Origin of the sequence: Bradyrhizobium xenonodulans, assembly GCF_027594865.1 — a bacterium.
GTDB lineage: Bacteria > Pseudomonadota > Alphaproteobacteria > Rhizobiales > Xanthobacteraceae > Bradyrhizobium > Bradyrhizobium xenonodulans.
The window spans coordinates 8,133,404-8,152,278 of the sequence record NZ_CP089391.1 but is presented as its reverse complement, the minus strand read 5'-3'; the positions used below and the strand labels follow the sequence as shown (position 1 = coordinate 8,152,278).

General features: G+C 65.3%; 15 protein-coding genes. 11 read left to right on the top strand and 4 right to left on the bottom strand.

What is annotated here, in order from left to right:
• The first annotated feature begins 229 nt into the window (after positions 1 to 229).
• Positions 230 to 1,906, top strand: a complete 1,677-nt coding sequence (locus tag I3J27_RS38445) for a methyl-accepting chemotaxis protein (protein ID WP_270164012.1) — start codon at positions 230 to 232, stop codon at positions 1,904 to 1,906.
• Positions 1,907 to 2,016: 110 nt separating this feature from the next.
• On the opposite strand, the gene mutS is transcribed toward I3J27_RS38445, so the two are convergent.
• On the bottom strand, positions 2,017 to 4,755 hold the full coding sequence (mutS, locus tag I3J27_RS38440; RefSeq protein ID WP_270164011.1) for a DNA mismatch repair protein MutS: 2,739 nt from the start codon (positions 4,753 to 4,755) through the stop codon (positions 2,017 to 2,019).
• A gap of 215 nt (positions 4,756 to 4,970) precedes the next feature.
• Between mutS and pcaF the strand changes: the two genes are divergently transcribed.
• The 6 genes from pcaF to I3J27_RS38410 all read left to right on the top strand — a co-directional run bounded on the left by pcaF (position 4,971) and on the right by I3J27_RS38410 (position 11,555).
• Entirely contained in the window at positions 4,971 to 6,179 is a 1,209-nt protein-coding gene (gene pcaF, locus I3J27_RS38435) for a 3-oxoadipyl-CoA thiolase (protein WP_270164010.1), read from the top strand.
• 63 nt (positions 6,180 to 6,242) lie between these two features.
• Complete coding sequence (locus I3J27_RS38430) at positions 6,243 to 7,136, top strand: dioxygenase family protein (RefSeq protein ID WP_270164009.1); 894 nt, start codon at positions 6,243 to 6,245, stop codon at positions 7,134 to 7,136.
• 118 nt (positions 7,137 to 7,254) lie between these two features.
• Complete coding sequence (gene pcaH / locus I3J27_RS38425) at positions 7,255 to 7,956, top strand: protocatechuate 3,4-dioxygenase subunit beta (protein ID WP_270164008.1); 702 nt, start codon at positions 7,255 to 7,257, stop codon at positions 7,954 to 7,956.
• Position 7,957: 1 nt separating this feature from the next.
• On the top strand, positions 7,958 to 8,560 hold the full coding sequence (gene pcaG, locus I3J27_RS38420; protein WP_270164007.1) for a protocatechuate 3,4-dioxygenase subunit alpha: 603 nt from the start codon (positions 7,958 to 7,960) through the stop codon (positions 8,558 to 8,560).
• Between the two features lie 159 nt (positions 8,561 to 8,719).
• Positions 8,720 to 10,411 carry a methyl-accepting chemotaxis protein gene (locus I3J27_RS38415; RefSeq protein ID WP_270164006.1) on the top strand — a complete coding sequence of 564 codons (1,692 nt, stop codon included), beginning with the start codon at positions 8,720 to 8,722 and terminating at the stop codon, positions 10,409 to 10,411.
• Between the two features lie 49 nt (positions 10,412 to 10,460).
• Positions 10,461 to 11,555, top strand: coding sequence for a phosphotransferase (locus I3J27_RS38410; RefSeq protein ID WP_270164005.1), 1,095 nt, complete (start codon positions 10,461 to 10,463; stop codon positions 11,553 to 11,555).
• Between the two features lie 123 nt (positions 11,556 to 11,678).
• Here I3J27_RS38410 and I3J27_RS38405 read toward each other — a convergent pair whose 3' ends face one another.
• The 3 genes from I3J27_RS38405 to I3J27_RS38395 are packed head-to-tail and all read right to left on the bottom strand — an operon-like array spanning position 11,679 to position 14,890.
• Positions 11,679 to 13,235, bottom strand: coding sequence for an MDR family MFS transporter (locus tag I3J27_RS38405; RefSeq protein WP_270164004.1), 1,557 nt, complete (start codon positions 13,233 to 13,235; stop codon positions 11,679 to 11,681).
• A gap of 16 nt (positions 13,236 to 13,251) precedes the next feature.
• Positions 13,252 to 14,415, bottom strand: coding sequence for an HlyD family secretion protein (locus I3J27_RS38400; protein ID WP_270164003.1), 1,164 nt, complete (start codon positions 14,413 to 14,415; stop codon positions 13,252 to 13,254).
• Positions 14,408 to 14,890 carry a MarR family winged helix-turn-helix transcriptional regulator gene (locus tag I3J27_RS38395; RefSeq protein ID WP_270164002.1) on the bottom strand — a complete coding sequence of 161 codons (483 nt, stop codon included), beginning with the start codon at positions 14,888 to 14,890 and terminating at the stop codon, positions 14,408 to 14,410. The genes I3J27_RS38400 and I3J27_RS38395 overlap by 8 nt, the downstream gene beginning before the upstream one ends.
• 157 nt (positions 14,891 to 15,047) lie before the next feature.
• On the opposite strand from I3J27_RS38395, the gene I3J27_RS38390 reads away from it, so the two are divergent.
• The 4 genes from I3J27_RS38390 to I3J27_RS38375 all read left to right on the top strand — a co-directional run bounded on the left by I3J27_RS38390 (position 15,048) and on the right by I3J27_RS38375 (position 18,861).
• On the top strand, positions 15,048 to 15,542 hold the full coding sequence (locus I3J27_RS38390; protein ID WP_270164001.1) for a Fur family transcriptional regulator: 495 nt from the start codon (positions 15,048 to 15,050) through the stop codon (positions 15,540 to 15,542).
• Between the two features lie 34 nt (positions 15,543 to 15,576).
• Positions 15,577 to 16,530, top strand: coding sequence for a DMT family transporter (locus I3J27_RS38385; protein ID WP_270164000.1), 954 nt, complete (start codon positions 15,577 to 15,579; stop codon positions 16,528 to 16,530).
• A gap of 12 nt (positions 16,531 to 16,542) precedes the next feature.
• Positions 16,543 to 17,826, top strand: coding sequence for a flavodoxin-dependent (E)-4-hydroxy-3-methylbut-2-enyl-diphosphate synthase (ispG, locus tag I3J27_RS38380; protein ID WP_270163999.1), 1,284 nt, complete (start codon positions 16,543 to 16,545; stop codon positions 17,824 to 17,826).
• Positions 17,827 to 17,964: 138 nt separating this feature from the next.
• Positions 17,965 to 18,861 (top strand): TauD/TfdA dioxygenase family protein, encoded by an 897-nt coding sequence (locus tag I3J27_RS38375; RefSeq protein WP_270163998.1) that lies wholly within the window; start codon positions 17,965 to 17,967, stop codon positions 18,859 to 18,861.
• Positions 18,862 to 18,875: the final 14 nt, after the last annotated feature.

The window sequence follows — 18,875 nt, the reverse complement described above, 5'->3', positions numbered from 1 at the left end:
CCGCGCGCCTGCTGATTTTCGACATCTCTATTAGAACTTTATTCGAGCTTTTCCCTTACGAACGACATTGCGTATCCGTTTCCGCTGTCGGAAGCGCGAATTCCGTCCGATTTGCATCCGATCGCGCGGACCTGCGGAAATCGTCGATTGGAATACGGCAGTGGCGCCGAACGGTCACATCCCCGACGGGCGTGGCCCATCGGCATGATTTCGAGATGGAGATTCTTTGATGTTTGGTCGCAAGTCCCACAGTGATGCACAACCGCGGCTCGACGCCATCAGCCGTTCGCAGGCGATGATCGAATTCAATCTCGATGGCTCGATCATCACGGCCAACAAGAATTTTCTCGACGCCCTCGGCTATCGGCTTGACGAGATTCAGGGCAAGCATCACTCCATGTTCGTGCCGGCCGACCAGCGCGACACCGCCGAGTACAAGGCGTTCTGGGCCGCGTTGAACCGCGGCGAGTATCAGGCCCGCGAGTTCAAGCGGATCGCGAAGGGGGGCCGCGAGGTCTGGATCGAAGCATCCTACAATCCGGTGCTCGACGGCAACGGCAAGACGGTGATGGTCGCCAAGATTGCGACCGACATCACTGCGAAGAAAATCCGGAGCATGACCGAGGCTTCCAAGGTCGCAGCCATCAGCCGCGCCCAGGCCGTCATCGAATTCAAGCTCGACGGCACCATCGTCACTGCCAACGAGAATTTCTGCAAGGCGCTCGGCTATTCGCTGGCCGAGATCGAGGGCAAGCATCACAGCCTGTTCGTGGCCGAGGGCGAGCGCAACGGCGCGGGCTATCGCGAATTCTGGGCCGCGCTCAACCGTGGCGACTACCAGGCCGGCGAGTTCAAGCGTATCGGCAAGGGCGGTCGCGAGGTCTGGATTCTCGCCTCCTACAATCCGCTGCTCGACGAGAACGGCAAACCGTACGGCGTCGTCAAGTTCGCGACCGACGTGACCGCTGAGAAGCTGAAGAACGCCGATCTCGCCGGCCAGATCGCGGCGATCGACAAGGCCCAGGCCGTGATCGAGTTCAACATGGACGGCACGATCATCGCCGCGAATGCCAACTTCCTCGGCGCGCTCGGCTATTCGCTCGCCGAGATCAAGGGCAAGCATCACAGCATGTTCGTCGATCCCAGCGAGCGGGACGGCGCCGCCTATCGCGAGTTCTGGGCTGCGCTCAATCGCGGCCAGTACCAGGCGGCCGAATACAAGCGCATCGGCAAGGGCGGCAAGGAGGTCTACATCCAGGCGTCCTACAATCCGATTCTCGATCTCAACGGCAAGCCGTTCAAGGTCGTGAAATATGCCACCGACACCACGAAGCAGGTGCTGGTCCGCATGGGCAATGAGCGCGTCCGCGGCATGATGGAATCGGTCGCAGCCGGTTCGGAGGAGCTGAACGCCTCGGTGCGGGAGATTTCCGAGGCCATGACCAAATCGCGCGAGACTGCGTTGAGCGCGGTGGATCAGGTCGCCTCCGCCGACGCCCAGGCCCAGCGCCTCACCGAGGCCGCGCAGTCGATGAGCGGCATCGTCGAGATGATCAACAGCATCACCGGGCAGATCAACCTGCTGGCGCTGAACGCCACGATCGAATCGGCGCGCGCCGGCGAGGCCGGCCGCGGCTTTGCCGTGGTCGCCTCCGAAGTGAAGAGCCTCGCCAACCAGGCCAAGCAGGCGACCGACAAGATCGGCCAGGAGATCGGCAGCCTCAACGGCATCTCCGGCGACGTCGTCAGCGCGCTCGGCTCGATCAAGCAGGCGATCAACAGCGTCAGCGAATACGTGACGTCGACCGCCGCCGCAGTCGAGGAGCAGAGCACGGTCACGAACGAGATGTCGACCAGCATGCAGCGCGCGGCCGCAGAAGCCGCCGCGATCGCGGCGAGGGCGTAGGCCAGACCTGTAGGGTGGGCAAAGGCGCGCGCTTCGCGCGCTGTGCCCACCATCTCTCCAGTGTGATTTGTATGGTGGGCACGCTACGCTTTGCCCACCCTACGGCACCGTCACGGCTTCGGCAGCTTGGCCTTCAGCGCATACAGCGCATCGAGTGCCTCGCGCGGCGACATCTCGTCGGGGTGCAGCGCCTTCACGGCTTCCATCAGCAGCTCGGCTTCGCTCGGCGGCGCAGCTTCCGCGGCGGCGCGCGAGGGCACGGCGAACAGCGGGAGGTCGTCGGCCAGTGCACGCGCGGTCTGGCCGCGGTCCTGGGCCTCCAGCTTTGCCAGCACCGATTTGGCGCGCGTGATCACCGCCGGCGGCAGGCCCGCAAGCTTCGCCACCTGGATGCCGTAGGAGCGATCGGCCGAACCCGGCAGCACCTCGTGCAGGAACACGACGTTGCCCTGCCATTCCTTCACGCGCACCGTCGCATTGAACATCCGCGGCAGTTTTGCCGAGAGCGCGGTCAGCTCGTGATAATGCGTCGCGAACAGCGTGCGGCAGCGGTTGCTTTCGTGCAGATGCTCGATCGCGGCCCAGGCGATCGAGAGGCCGTCGAAGGTCGCAGTGCCGCGGCCGATCTCGTCGAGGATCACCAGCGCGCGCTCGCCGGCCTGGTTGAGGATCGCGGCGGTCTCGACCATCTCGACCATGAAGGTGGAGCGGCCGCGGGCGAGATCGTCGGCGGCACCGACGCGCGAGAACAGGCGGTCGATGATGCCGATCCGCGCGCGCGTGGCCGGCACGAAGCTGCCAATTTGAGCCAGCAAGGCAATGAGCGCGTTCTGGCGCAGGAAGGTCGATTTGCCGGCCATGTTGGGACCGGTCAGCAGCCAGAGCTGGCCGGATTTCTGTGCCGGCGCAGGCGAGAGGTCGCAGGCATTGGCGATGAACGGCTCGCCGTTGCGCTTCAGGGCCTGTTCGACCACGGGGTGGCGGCCGGCCTCGATCGCAAAGCCGAGCGAGCCATCGACGTCCGGCCGCACGTAATTGTCGTCGATCGCGAGTTTGGCGAGCGAGGTCGCGACGTCGAGCAACGCGAAGGCGTGAGCGGCGGAACGCAGATCGTCGCTGATATCCAGCGCCTTGGCGCAGAGCCGCTCGAAAATCTCGAGCTCGAGCCCGAGCGAGCGGTCGCCGGCATTGGCGATCTTGGCTTCGATCTCGCCGAGCTCGGAGGTGGTGAAGCGCACCTGGCCCGCCAGCGTCTGGCGATGGATGAAGGTCGCGTTCAGCGGCGCTGACATCAGCTTGTCGCCGTGCTGCGCGGTGACCTCGACGAAATAGCCGAGCACGTTGTTGTGCCGGATCTTGAGACCTTTCACACCCGTGTCGTCGGCGTAGCGCGCCTGCATCGAGGCCACCACGAGGCGCGAGGCGTCGCGCAGGTTTCGCGCCTCGTCGAGCGCGGGCTCATAGCCCTGGCGCACGAAGCCGCCGTCGCGCTTGATCAGCGGCAATTGCTCGTCGAGCGCACGGGCAAATTCGGTGGCGAGCTCGCGCGACGGACGCTGCAAGGCCGCCATCACTGCCGCGATCTCCTGCGGCGGCTGGTCGAGCTCGGAAAGCCGCGCCAAGACCTGGTCGGCGGCGATGATGCCGTCGCGCAAGCCCGCAAGATCGCGCGGCCCGCCGCGGCCGACCGAAAGACGGGCCAGCGCGCGTGACATGTCGGGCGCGCCGCGCAAAATGCTGCGGATGTCTTCGCGCGCAGCCGAGTCGGCGACGAAGGCGCTGACGGCATCGAGCCGCCGCGCAATCGCCGGCGCATCCGTCAGCGGCGCCGCCAGCCGCTGCGCCAGCAGCCGCGAGCCGGCCGAGGTCACGGTGCAGTCGATCGCATCGAGCAGCGAGCCGCGCCGTTCGCCGGCGAGCGTCCGCGTCAGTTCGAGATTGGCGCGGGTGGCGGGATCAATCGCCATGGTCGCGCCCGAGGCCTCGCGCGCCGGCGGCGACAACGGCGGATGCTTGCCGACCTGGGTGCGGTCGACATAGGTGACGGCGGCGGCCGCGGCGGTCGCCTCCAGCCGTGTGAGCTGCGCGAGCCCGTCCATGGTCGCGACGGCAAAGTAATCGCACAGCCGCTTTTCGGCGGTGGCGCCGTCGAAGACATCGCGCGTCAGCGGCGTCACCGCCGGCAGCTCGCGCAAGGTCTGGCCGAGCTCGCTGTCGTTGTAGAGCGCGTCGGTGACGATGGCCTCGTTCGGGTTGATGCGTGCCAGCGTCGCGGCGAGCTCGCCGCTCGAGCATTCCATCACGGTGAATTCGGCGGTCGAGATGTCGATCCAGGCGAGACCAAAGCGGTCGCCGCCACCGGAGGCGCGGGCGCGCGCGATCGCCAGCAGGTAATTGTTGGCGCGGGCATCGAGCAGCGTGTCCTCGGTCAGCGTGCCCGGCGTGACCAGCCGCACCACGCCGCGGCGGACCACGCTCTTGTTGCCGCGCGCTTTCGCGGCGGCAGGATCCTCGGTCTGCTCGCACACCGCGACGCGGTGGCCGGCGATGATCAGGCGATGCAGATAGTCCTCGGAGCGCTCGACCGGAACGCCGCACATCGGGATATCGGCGCCCTGATGCTTGCCGCGCTTGGTCAGCACGATGCCGAGCGTCCGGGAGGCGATCTCGGCGTCCTCGAAGAACAGCTCGTAGAAGTCGCCCATCCGGTAGAACAGCAGCAGGCCCTGATGCGCCGCCTTGATTTCAAGGTACTGTTCCATCATCGGCGTGACGCGCGCGGCGGCTTCCGCTGGTAGTGCGGGCGCGTCGTCGGGGGGCGGTACGGGTATCGGCTGTTGTACTGTCATGAGCGGCGCAACCTACAAAATTTCGCCCCGCGCTCCTATCGCTTTGGCCGGCGAGGGGAGGTTTTCCACGTTGTCCGCAGCGCGGCATGCGCCAAGGGCGTGCGCACCCCCCGGAACACGCGCGCATCAGTCAATTGACCTGCCGCGGGCGCCCTCCTAAAACTCCGCCGACATTGAAGAATTTGGCCGAACCGCGGCATTCAGGGAGAACAACGATGCGTGACGTCTTTATCTGCGATGCCGTGCGGACCCCGATCGGCCGTTTCGGCGGCTCGCTCGCCAAGGTGCGCGCCGACGACCTCGCGGCGGCCCCGATCAAGGCGCTGATGGCCAAGCACCCTAATCTCGATTGGGCGCAGGTCGACGAAGTCTTCTTCGGCTGTGCCAACCAGGCCGGCGAGGACAACCGCAACGTCGCGCGCATGGCGCTGCTGCTCGCGGGCCTGCCGGATTCGGTTCCCGGCCAGACCCTGAACCGGCTCTGCGCGTCCGGCCTCGATGCGGTCGGTGCTGCGGGGCGCGCCATCCGCTCCGGCGAGATCGAGCTGGCGATTGCCGGCGGCGTCGAATCCATGACCCGGGCGCCGTTTGTCATGGGCAAGGCACAGGAAGCCTTTTCGCGTTCGGCCGAAATCTTCGACACCACCATCGGCTGGCGCTTCATCAATCCGCTGCTGAAGGCGCAGTATGGCGTCGACGCCATGCCGGAGACCGGCGAGAACGTCGCCGAGGAATTCCAGGTCTCGCGCGCCGACCAGGACGCGTTCGCGATCCGCTCGCAGCAGCGCGCGGGTGCCGCGATCGCCGCCGGCTATTTCGCCGAAGAAATCATCCCGATCACCATTCCCGGCGGCAAGGCCGGCCCGATCACGGTCGACAAGGACGAGCATCCGCGTCCCGAGACCACGCTTGAGGGCCTGACCAAGCTGAAGCCGATCGTGCGCAATCCCGGCACGGTCACCGCCGGCAACGCCTCCGGCGTCAATGACGGCGCCGCCGCGATGATCCTCGCCTCCGAAGCTGCCGTGAAGAAGCACGGCCTGACGCCGCGCGCGCGTATCCTCGGCCTTGCCTCGGCCGGCGTGCCGCCGCGCATCATGGGCATCGGCCCGGTGCCGGCAACCCGCAAGCTGATGGAGCGGCTCGGCAAGAAGATCAGCGATTTCGACCTGATCGAGCTCAACGAGGCCTTCGCCTCGCAAGGCATCGCCTGCATGCGCCAGCTCGGCGTCGCCGACGATGCCGATTTCGTCAATCCGCATGGCGGCGCCATCGCGCTCGGCCATCCCCTCGGCATGAGCGGCGCGCGTCTCGTGCTCACCGCCGTGCACGGCATGGAGAAGCGCGGCGGCAAGCTCGCGCTGGCCACCATGTGCGTCGGCGTCGGCCAGGGTGTGGCAGTCGCGATCGAGAAGCTGAACTGAGCTCTCTCCTCTCCCTCTCCCCGCTTGCGGGGAGAGGCGAAGCGTGTGGGTTGGGAGACGGGCATGATCATCGAACGCGAGCAGGACGTCACGGCCGCCGCTCTGGCGGTGATGGAGCGAACCTCCGATCCGCGGATGCGCCAGATCATGATCTCGCTGGTCAAGCATCTGCACGGATTCGTCCGCGACGTTCGCCTGACCGAGAAGGAGTTTCGCGATGCGACGGCGATCGTGGCCGAACTCGGCAAGCTGACCACCGACACGCACAATGAAGTCGTGCTGATGGCCGGCTCGCTCGGCGTCTCGCCGCTGGTGTGCCTGCTCAACAATGGCGACCAAGGCAACACGGAAACGGATCAATCGCTGCTCGGACCGTTCTGGCGGTTGAATTCGCCGCGGGTGGAGAATGGCGGATCGATCGTCCGCTCCGAGACCCCGGGCGCACCGCTGTTTGTCAACGGCCGCGTCGTCGACAGGGACGGCCGTCCCGTTTCCGGCGCCGAGGTCGACGTCTGGCACGCCTCCCCGGTCGGCCTCTACGAGAACCAGAACCCCGATCAGGCCGACATGAACCTGCGCGGCAAGTTCACGACCGACGAGCACGGGCGCTTCTCATTCCGCTCGGTGATGATGGTGGGCTATCCCATTCCGACCGATGGCGTGGTCGGCCGCCTGCTGGAAGCGCAGAGCCGCCACCCTTATCGTCCCGCGCATCTGCACGCCCTGATCTTCAAGCCCGGATTCAAGGTGCTGATCTCGCAGGTCTACGACCCCAACGATCCCCATATCGACAGCGACGTGCAGTTCGGCGTGACACAGGCGCTGATCGGCAAGTTCCTGCGCCATGACACGCCGCATCCGGCCGCACCCGACGTCGCGACGCCCTGGTATTCGCTCGACCACGCCTACCGGCTCGAAGCCGGGGAGGCCGTGCTGCCGCGCCCGCCGATCAAATAAGTGCGCTCCGGCCAGACGCAGGAGGTCTGCCAAACCGCTTCCCCCAATTAGTTATATCATATAATGATTGGCGGAAGCGTTGACCGGCCGGACCACAATGGCCGGGGAGGAGTCGCCCATGACATTCATCTATCCCACCGACAGCAACAAGGCGCATCCGCTGCCGCTGTCGCCCGAGTACAAGAGCTCGATCAAGCGTGCGCCGAACAAGCCACTGATCCCGATGCGCCACACGCTGTCGGAATTGACCGGCCCGGTCTACGGCCACGAGACGGTGCGCGAGGGCGACAATGATCTCACCCGCCAGCACGCGAGTGAGCCGCTCGGCGAGCGCATCATCGTGCATGGCCATGTCCGCGACGAAGACGGTCGCGGCGTGCCGAACTCGCTGGTCGAGATCTGGCAGGCCAATTCCTGCGGCCGCTACGTCCATGTCCGCGACCAGCATCCGGCGCCGCTCGATCCGAACTTTACCGGCGCCGGCCGCACCGTGAGCGATGCCGCCGGCTACTACCGCTTCGTCAGCATCAAGCCCGGCGCCTATCCCTGGGGCAATCACCACAACGCCTGGCGTCCCGCGCATATCCACCTGTCGGTGTTCGGCCATTCCTTCGTCACGCGCCTGGTGACGCAGATGTATTTCCCGAACGATCCGCTGTTCCCGTTCGACCCGATCTTCAACTCGGTGCCGGACGAGAAGGCGCGGGCGCGCATGGTCTCGTCGTTCGATCTCGAGAATACCCAGCCCGAATGGGCGCTGTGCTACCGCTTTGACATCGTACTGCGCGGCAAGAACGCTACGCCAATGGAGAACCACTAACGTGCAGGGAAACGAGAAGGACAAAGGGATCACCCCTTCGCAGACCGTCGGTCCGTTCTTCAAATACGGCCTGACGCCGACCGGCGACTACGCCTGGAACGATGCGTTCATCAACTCGACGCTGACGCCCGACGTGACCGGAGACCGCGTCCGCATCGAGGGTCGCGTGTTCGACGGCGACGGCGTCGTCGTGCCCGATGTCATGCTGGAGATCTGGCAGGCGGATGCGCAAGGACGCTTCGCCGATCCGCAGGACAAGCGCGCGCTGCCGAATGCCAGCTTCCGCGGCTTTGCCCGCTGCGGCACCGACAAGGACGGCAATTATTCCTTCGACACCATCAAGCCGGGCGTGGTGCCCGACCCCGACGGCAAGCCGCAGGCGCCGCACATCGTGCTCGCGGTGTTCGGCCGCGGCATGCTGCGGCATCTCTATACCCGGATCTATTTCAGCGACGAGGCCGGCAACGCCGCCGACCCCGTGCTGGCCTTGGTGCCGGCCGACCGCCGCGCCACGCTGACCGCGGTGCGTGAAGCCGGCAAGCCGGTCTACCGGCTCGACCTGCGGCTCCAGGGCGACAATGAGACGGTGTTCTTCGACATGTAAGGCCACGCTTCTCACCGAGCGCATCGGCAATCGAGACAGCATCGCATTTCCCGTAGTTTTCCGGGGCCTTGGCGGTGCAATTTATGCGCGTAGCAATCCCGTGTTTACCGCAGTCGTTTAGAGTCCGTTTGGATTTGGTGCGGCCCATCGGATTGTTCCATGAAAATTCGTCTTTCCCTTTCCTCCGCGATCATTGCTTTCGGCATCGTTCTGGCCATCGGTTTCACGGCCGTGGTCTCGACCAGTCTCTACGCCCTGCGCGAGCTCAAGGTCGGCGGTCCGCTGTATTCCGACATCAAGCTCGGCAACGACCTCATCGCCGACATCCTGCCGCCGCCGGAATATGTGATCGAAGCCTATCTCGAGGCCACGCTCGCCATGCGCGAGCCGGATCAGCTGGCGGCCCATGGCGAACGCCTGGTCCAGCTCCGCAAGGATTACGACGAGCGCAAGGCCTATTGGACCGCCTCCAGCCTCTCAGCCGACCTGAAGACGGCGCTGGTGCAAAAATCCGATGCCGAGGTGCAGAAGTTCTGGAAGATCCTGTCCGATCAGCTTCTGCCGGCCCTCAAGGGCAAGGATATGGCCGGCGCCGAGCGCGCCTATGCGCAGGTCAAGGACGCCTACACCGCGCATCGCGCCGTGATCGACAGTATCGTCGAGAGCGCCAACAAGCAGAATGCCGACATGGAGAAGCTGGCCGCCGACCGGGACAGCTCGATCCTCTACATTCTCCTCGGCGTCTCCGCGGCCGTCCTTGCCTTCATTGCCGCCGGGCTGCTCGGCGTCGCCCTTGGCGTGGTGCGCCCGATCGTGCGCATGACGGACACGATGCAGAAGCTCGCGACCGGCGATCTCGTCGCCGCCATCCCCTTCGCCCACCGGCAGGACGAGATCGGCTCGATGGCGGGCGCGCTCGAAGTGTTCAAGCAGGGGGCGGTCGAGAATTCCCGCCTGCGCGAGGATCAGTTGCGGAAGGAGCAGGAGGCGGCGCTGGCCAAGCGCGGCGCCCTGCACCAGATGGCCGAGACCGTCGAGCGCGAGACCGGCCGCTCGGTCGATTCCGCAAGCGTGGCAAGCCAGGGCGTCGAACGGGCCGCCTCCAGCCTGTCCGACATCGCCCGGTCGCTGTCCATGGAGTCGCAGGCCGTGGCCTCGGCATCCACCCAGGCCCTGGGCAGCTCGCAGACCGTCTCGGCCGCGGCCGAAGAGCTGAGCACCTCGATCCGGGACATCGCAACCCAGGTCGCGCGGACCAGCACCGTTACCAAATCGGCGGTCGCGGGCCGCGAGCAGGCGCGTTCGACCATCCAGGCGCTGGCGGGCGCGGTGAAGAAGATCGCGGAGGTCTCCGACCTGATCGGCGGCATCGCCGGCCAGACCAACCTGCTGGCGCTCAATGCCACGATCGAGGCCGCGCGGGCCGGTGAGGCCGGCCGCGGCTTTGCCGTGGTCGCCGCCGAAGTGAAATCCCTGTCCGACCAGACCGCCAAATCCACCGAGGAGATCGGGCGCCTGATCGCGGAGATTCAGGCCTCGACACAGGCTGCGGTCGATGCCGTCGAGACCATGGGGGGCCACATCGTCGAGATCGACGGCGTCGCGACCTCGGTTGCCGCCGCAATGGACCAGCAGGACGCCGCGACGCGGGCGATCGCGCGGTCGATTTCCGAATCGGCCTCGGCTGCAAAGGAGGTCTCGGCCAAGATCGCCAATGTCAGCCGCGACGCTGCCTCGGTGAACGAGCGCGCCACGGAGGTGAGGCAGGCCATCGCCGGCATGGCCGCCAACCTCGATCAACTGCGATCGGTGGTGGTCCGGACCGTGCGCGACTCGACTGCGGCGGCATAAAGCGAGGCATCAGGTCGGAAGCTGGTGCGCGGGGTCGTGATCGTGCAGGATGGCGCGGGACAGGGGCATCGTGGTTCTCATGACACCTCCACAACTGCCGGCGGTCGTTGAGCCGGCCCAACTGACGGCTGCGCTGCGCAAGGCCGGCGCGTTGGACGCGGGCGCGGTCCGCGAGGTGAAGGTGCTTCACCAGCGGGACACGATGTTGTCACACATCATCCGCCTGGGCCTGCGCTATGTCGGCGAGTCCGGCGGCGCGCCGCAATCGCTGATCCTCAAGATGGCGCAACCTTCCTTCGCCAAGACGCTCGCAAATGCCGGCCGGCATGAGGTGGAGTTCTACACCCAGCTCGCGCCCAAAATGCCGACGCAACTTGCGCCGCGCTGCTTTGGTGGGGATTTCGATGAGGAGAGCCTCGCCTGGCATCTGTTGCTCGAGGACCTCACCGGCAGTCACGAGATCGCGACCGAGTGGCCGTTGCCGCCGTCACGCGAGCAGGCGATGGCGATTGTCACCGCGCTCGCCGGCTGGCACGCGGCGTGGTGGAATCATGCCAACCTTGGTGAGGCTGTCGGCTCCTGGTCGAGCGTCGGCGACAGTGCGAGGCAAATGGAGACCTTCGCGGGTCACTACGATCGCTTCGCCGACCTGCTCGGCGACTGCCTCAGCGAAGAGCGTCGCATCCTCTATCGCCGCTTCATCGAGCAGTCGGGCCGGCTCTTGCAGCGCTACCATTCGCACCGCAACCTGACCATCGTGCATGGTGACGCGCATAGCTGGAATTTCCTGCTGCCGCGTGCCGGCATCGCTGATACCGCACGCCTCTTCGATTTCGACCGGTGGCGCATCAACGTGCCGACCAACGACCTCGCCTACATGATGGCGACGCAATGGTACCCGGAACGCCGGCAGACGCTCGAGCGGGCCCTGCTCAATCGCTACCATGAAACGCTGATCGCACACGGCGTCAGCGGCTACACGCGCGGCGCGCTCGATCAGGACTATCGTTGGTCTGTGCTTTGGCACATCACCAAGCCCGTCTGGCAATGGAGCGTCGACACTCCATCGATCGTCTGGTGGAACAATCTGGAGCGGGTGATGATGGCGGTCGAGGACTTGGGCTGCGAGGAGTTGTTGGGGTAAGGGCGGCGCTACATATTCGGTGTCGTCGCCCGGCTGCGGCCCAGTATCCCAGAGATGTTCGTGTGATACGGAGAAGCCACGGCGTACTGGATGCCCCGCCTTCGCGGGGCATGACACCCGTGGCTACTCCATCACCGCGTGCTCCGGCCCGGCGGCCTGCTTGCGCAGCGTCGCCTTGGTCGAGCCGATCAGCAATGCGAGCGGGATGGTGCAGAGGATGAAGATCATCACCAGCATGTAGTCGTGTGCAAAAGCGATGATCTGCGCCTGCACGCTGACCATGCGGTCGGCCATGGCGCGGCCGGCATCGGTCGAGAGGTTGATCATGCCGCGCACGTCCGGCATCTGGAGCGCGTGGTTGAACGGGTTGATATGCTCGGAGAGGATCGCATAGGTCTTGCGCGTTCCCTGCGTCAGCTGGGCGATGACGACGGAAATGCCCACCGAGCTTGCGACGTTGCGCATCAGGGTCAGCATCGCGGTGCCGTCGGTGCGCAGATCGTTCGACAGCGTCAGGAACGCCACCGTCGAGAGCGGCACGAAGACGAGACCGAAGCCGAAGCCCTGGATGATGCTGACGGTCACGATCTCCGGCACCTGGGTCAGATCGGTCCAGCCGGTCATCTGGAACAGCGAGCCCGCGGTCAGCGTGAGGCCCGCGATGATCAGCGTGCGCGCCTCGAAATAACGCATCATGCGGCCGACCAGCATCATGGCGAAGAAGGTACCGAAGCCGCGGCTCGCCAGCAGCAGGCCAGCGGTGATGATGGGATAGCCGATCACGTTCTGCATGTAGGGAGAGGCGAGTGCCATGGTCGAGAACAGCACGAGCCCCATCACGACCATGAACATGCAGCCGGTGACGAAGTTGCGATCCCGGAACAGCGCGAAGCGGATGAAGGGCGTCGAGGTCGTGAAGGAGTGCGCGACGAAGAAGTAGAAGGCGACGGCGGAGACGATGAACTCCGCGAGGATTTCATTGGATTCGAGCCAGCCCAATTGCTCGCCGCGGTCGAGCGCGAGCTGAAGCGCGCCGATCGCAACCGCCAGCGCGGCGAAGCCGAACCAGTCGAATTTGAGGCTGAGGTCCTTCCTGGTCTCGTCCATGAAGACGATCAGCCCGAGCACGGTGATGGCGCCGAACGGCAGATTGACGAAGAACACCCAGTGCCAGGAATAAGTCTCGGTGAGCCAGGCACCCAGAGAAGGTCCCATGATCGGACCCATCATCACGCCCATGCCCCAGATCGACATCGCCTTGGCGCGTTCCTGGAGCGTGTAATAGTCGAGCATGACCGATTGCGACAGCGGCACCAGCGCGGCGCCGAACACGCCTTGCAGCAGGCGGAACAGCACCATCTGGTTGATGTCCTGCGCGAGACCGCACAGCACGGATGCGAAGGTAAAGCCGGCCGAGCAGATGATGAAGATGCGCTTGCGGCCGAAGCGGTTGGCGATCCAGCCCACCGGCGCCGTCATGATCGCGGCGGCGACGATGTAGGAGGTCAGCACCCAGTTGATCTGGTCCTGCGAGGCCGACAGCGTACCCTGCATGTAGGGCAGGGCGACGTTGGCGATGGTGGTGTCCAGCGCCTGCATGATGGTCGCAGTCATGGCGCAGATCGTCACCATGTTCCGGCGCAGGCCGGGGACCATCAGGCTGGCATTGGGGCCGGACATCGGATCGGTCCTTGTCTCAGTCTTTGTCCTGGTTCGCCGTTGCCGACAGGCCGAGCAGGCCGGCGAGCGAGCGCCGGTGGCCGGTGTCGATGGTGGCGTAGACGCTCATGCCCGCCTTCAGCTTCCGCACATATTTGTCGGTCTCGTCGAAATAGATGCGGACCGGCACGCGCTGCACCACCTTGACGAAATTGCCGGTGGCGTTCTGCGGCGGCAGGATCGCGAATTGCGCGCCGGTGCCGGGCGAGAGCGAGCCGATCTTGCCCTTGAAGACATGGTTCGGGAACGCGTCGACTTCGAGCGTGACTGCCTGGCCCTCGGTCACGTAGGTGAGGTCGCTCTCCTTCGGATTGGCGTCGACCCAGGGATGGGCGACGTCGATGATGGAGAATACCGGCGTGCCGGCGGCGACATAGCGGCCGAGCTGAATCTGCTCGACCTGCGTCGCGACGCCATCCATCGGCGCGCGCAGCACGGTGTGGTCGAGGTTACGTTGGGCGTCATCCAGCTTGGCCTTCGCCTGTGCGTAAGGCGGGAATTGCTCCAGCGGCAACGCGGGATCGCCAAGCAATTGCGTCTTGGCGTTGGAGAGCTGCTGCTTGATGTACTGCGCCTGCGCGCCCGCGGTGACCAGCGCATTCGAGGCATTGTCGAGGTCGAGCTGCGAGCCGTAATTGTTCTTCACCAGCGCCTGCTTGCGCTCGACGTCACGCTGCTTCAGGTCCATGCCCTGCTGGGCGAGATTGAGCATGTCGCCGTAGATCTTGATGTTGGCAGCGAGGTTGTCGTAGGTCGTGCGGGCCTGCGCGAGCTGCGCCTTGGCTTCATCCACGGTGTGGCGGAACGGAGCAGGATCGATCTCGAACAGCTCGTCGCCCTGCTTGACCGACTGTCCTTCTTTCACGACGACCTTCTGGATCTTGCCGGAGATGTCGGGCGTCACCAGCACCTTCTGCGCGCCGACATAGGCGTCGTCAGTGCCGACATAGCGGCCGCCATGCAGGTAGAAGGTGATGCCGCCGATGGCCATGACGACCGGAAGTACGACCAGGAGCAGGAAGCGGCGATAGCGGCGCAGGCCGGCCACCAGGCGGCGGCGCGGATCAGTGCCCGCTTTCTTGGTGGGCTTGCCGCCCTCGATCTTCTGCTCGGGCTGGAATTTGAGGACCTGATCAGCCATAGCGCTGCTCCTTACGTGCTTGTTCCGCTCCCGACGTCTGGATCGCGGTCCGCACGTTTTCCTTGATTGTTTCGAGCTGGGTCAGGAGGCGATGGGCATCGGTCGGCGTGATGCCGTCGAGCGCGTTGGCCGTCAGCTCGGACTTCAGCCCGCTCATCCGGCCGAGCAACGTCCGGCCGGCCTTCTTGAGGTAGAGGCGCTTGACGCGGCGATCCGAGGCGTCGTTGCGGCGCTCGATCCAGTCGCTGTCACAGAGCTTGTCGATCAGGCGCGTCAGCGTGATCGGCTGCACCTCCAGCAATTCGGCGAGTTCCGACTGCTTCATGCCTTCGCTGCGCTCGACCTTGGCCAGCACCGCCCATTGGGCGCGGGTGATGCCGAAGCGCGAGGCCTCCTTGTCGGCATAGACGCGCAGCAAGCGATAGAGCTCAGCGAGCGTAAACAGAAAGTTCTGGTCCACGGGCCCGCGGCTCATGAGCTTGGTCTCCAATAAGCTTGGGATATTATAAGCAAGCTTATGATTATTTCGTGGCGGATTGTCGGGACGCTGTCCCGCAGCGTGAGCATGGCTGACAGCCGTTCGCAGGGTCGTGCTTTGGGTTCCCTCTCCGAAATGCTAGAAGGCGGGCCACATGACGCTCGCAAAGCCGGCATTCCCCGCGCCCGACCACGATCACGGCCGCTGCACCGCGGATGCGCTGGCGCATGCCGAGGAGGTCTGCGGGCAGCGCGCGCAGAAATTCACGCCGATCCGCCGTCAGGTGCTGGAAGCGCTGCTGTCCAGTCATCGCCCGCTCGGCGCCTATGAGGTGATCGACGAACTTGCCAAGTCGATGCCGCGGCCGGCGCCGATCACGGTCTACCGTGCGCTCGATTTCCTGATGGCCAACGGCCTCGTGCACCGCATCGAAAGCCGCAATGCCTACCTCGCCTGTGCGGCGCATGACCACGACGCGACCTCGGCGGTGGCGTTCCTGATCTGCGAGCGGTGCGGCCTGGTTGGGGAGATCTCCTCGGCGTCTTTTGCCAAAGACCTCAATTCCGCGGCGCGCGGCTCGGGTTTTGCGCCAAAACTGTCCGTGGTGGAGATCACGGGCGTCTGCACCCATTGCCAGAAGAAGTCCTAAAGCAACAACGGCGCAAGCCGGTATCCGGGAAGAGATGTCCTCACCACAAGCCATATCGTCCGCCGGCCGCCCCCTCAGTGCCGGCGCCATCGCCCTGATGCTCATGCTGTGCCTGACCTGGGGATTCAACCAGATCGCGGTGAAGCTGGTGCTGCCGGACGTGCCGCCGATGCTCCAGGCGATGATCCGCTCGATGGGGGCGCTGCCGGTGCTGTTCATCGTCGGCAGCTTGCGCGGCGTGAAATTCTTCGAGCGCGACGGCACCTGGAAGGCAGGCCTCATCGCCGGGCTGATGTTCGGCATCGAGTTCGTGCTGATCTTCCAGGGCCTGCGCCTGACCTCGGCCTCCCGCGCGGTGGTGTTCCTCTACACGGCGCCGTTCTTTGTTGCGCTCGGCTCCTATCAGGTGCTCGGCGAACGGCTCGGCGGCACCCAATGGCTGGGTCTGGCCGTGAGCTTTGCCGGCGTTGCGCTCGCGATCGGCGTGCCGCAGCCCAATGTGGATTCGCACATCCTGCTCGGCGATCTCCTGATCGTGGCCGGCGCGGGGCTTTGGGCGGCGACCACGCTGGTCGCCAAGGGTACAAGGCTGCGCTTCGCCGCGCCCGAGAAGGCGCTCGGCTATCAGGTCGCGACCTCGATTCCGATCCTCGGCGCCGCCGCCTGGCTGTTCGGGGAGACCATCACCCATACCCCGTCGCCGCTGTCGTTCGGCCTGATGGCCTTCCAGGCGATCTGGGTGGTCGGAACCACGTTCACGCTTTGGTTCGCGCTGGTGAAGACCTATTCGGCCAGCAAATTGTCGGCTTTTACCTTCATCACCCCTTTGTTTGGCGTGGTGGGTAGCTATTTCATCATGCACGACACCCTAAGCCTGACATTCGGGGCCGCTGCGGTCCTTGTAATTGCTGGGCTTTTCCTCGTTAACCGTCCGAGCCAAGTGGCCGCGGCGCCGCGCGATGCATTGCTCAACGTCACCAAAACCTGATATTTGGACCCCATGAACAAGCTCGAAAACCTCATCGATTCCGACATCGCGGGCCCGGCGGCCCGGCACCAGACCACCCAGGTGAAGGTCGGCGACGTCGCGGTCGGCGGCGGTGCGCCGATCGTCGTGCAGTCGATGACCAACACCGACACCGCCGATATCGACGGCACCATCGCCCAGGTTGCAGCGCTCGCGCGCGCCGGCTCCGAAATGGTCCGCATCACCGTGGACCGCGAGGAGGCCGCTGCCGCCGTCCCGCACATCCGCGACGGCCTTGCCAAGCGCGGCATCACCACGCCGCTGATCGGCGACTTCCACTATATCGGCCACAAGCTGCTCGCGGCCTATCCGGCCTGCGCCGAAGCGCTCGCCAAGTACCGCATCAATCCCGGCAATGTCGGCTTCAAGGACAAGCGCGACACCCAGTTCGCCGACATCATCGAGATCGCGAACAAGAACAACAAGCCGGTGCGCATCGGCGCCAATTGGGGCTCGCTCGACCAGGAGCTGCTGACCAAGCTGATGGACGAGAACGCTGCGTCCGCCAATCCGCGCGACGTGCGCGCGGTGACGCGCGAGGCCATGGTGCAGTCGGCGCTGCTCTCGGCCGCGCGCGCCGAAGAGCTCGGCATGCCCAAGAATCGCATCATCCTGTCCGCCAAGGTCTCGGCGGTGCAGGATCTCATCGCGGTCTATCAGGATCTCGCGTCGCGTTCCGACTATGCCATCCATCTCGGCCTGACCGAGGCCGGCATGGGCTCGAAGGGCATCGTGGCCTCCTCGGCCGCGCTCGGCATCCTCTTGCAGCAGGGGATCGGCGACACCATCCGCATCTCGCTGACGCCGGAGCCCGGCGGCGACCGCACCCGCGAGGTGCAGGTCGGCCAGGAGCTGCTCCAGACCATGGGCTTCCGCACCTTCGTGCCGCTGGTTGCGGCCTGCCCCGGCTGCGGCCGCACCACCTCGACCACGTTCCAGGAATTGGCGCGCTCGATCCAGGATTTCATCCGCGACGAGATGCCGGCCTGGAAGACCAAATATCCCGGCGTCGAAGAGCTCAACGTCGCGGTGATGGGCTGCATCGTCAACGGCCCCGGCGAATCCAAGCATGCCAATATCGGCATCTCGCTGCCCGGCACCGGTGAAGCGCCGGCTGCGCCCGTCTTCGTCGACGGCAAGAAGTTCCGCACGCTGCGCGGCCCGACCATCTCCGCCGACTTCAAGGCGCTGGTGATCGACTACATCGAGCAGCGTTACGGCCAGGGCGCCAAGGTGCCGGTGACCGCGGCAGAGTAAGCGTCTCCTCAACATTGGAATCGTAAGGCGGGTTCGCGAAGCGCAACCCGCCTTATTTTTGGACGACCGTTCCCGGATTGCGCTTCGCTCCATCCGGGCTACGATGGCTCCCAATCAACAATGATCGGGAGAACCGCCATGAGCTCACTCGCCGGCAAGCAGGGCCCGCGCTACCGCCACACGGCGGAGGACGGCGCGCCCTATGAGACCATCGCGGTCGAAAAGCTCACCCCCGTCATCGGCGCGGAAATTTCCGGCGTCGACATTGGCAAGCTCGTCTCGGACGACGCCCGCTCCAACCGGCAGATGGACGAGATCCACCGCGCGCTCGCCGAGAACCTCGTCATCTTCTTCCGCGATCAGGAGATCACGCCGAAGCAGCATCTCGCCTTCGGCCGCAAGTTCGGCGAGCTGCATTTTCATCCCGCAGCTCCCCGCGAAGATGAAGATCCGGCGCTGATGAAGATCTACGCCGACAAGAACTCGCCGCGGGCGAACGGCGAAGGCTGGCATTCCGACGTGTCCTGCGATCTCGAGCCGCCGATGGGATCGATCCTCTACATCAGGCAATGCCCGCCGCGCGGCGGCGACACGTTGTTCGCCAACATGTACGCGGCCTATGAGGCGTTGTCGGATCGCATGAAGGCCTATCTCGACGGGCTGACGGCGCTGCATGACGGCGAGCCGATCTATCGCGGTCTCTACGCGAACTATGGCGTCGCCGACAGGCCGAGTTATCCGAATGCCGAGCATCCCGTGGTCCGCACCCATCCGGTGACGGCTAAGAAGGCGCTCTACGTCAACCGCGGCTTCACCCGCCACATCAACGGCATCCCCCGCGACGAGAGCGACGCGATGCTCGCCTATCTCTACCAGCACGCCGAGAATCCGCTGTTCCAGTGCCGCTTCCGCTGGACCGAGAACGCCATCGCCTTCTGGGACAACCGCTGCACCCAGCACCGCGCCATGTGGGACTACTGGCCGCACACGCGCTCGGGAACGCGGGTGACGGTGAAGGGGGAGCGGCCGGTGTGAGCAAGACGTGGCGT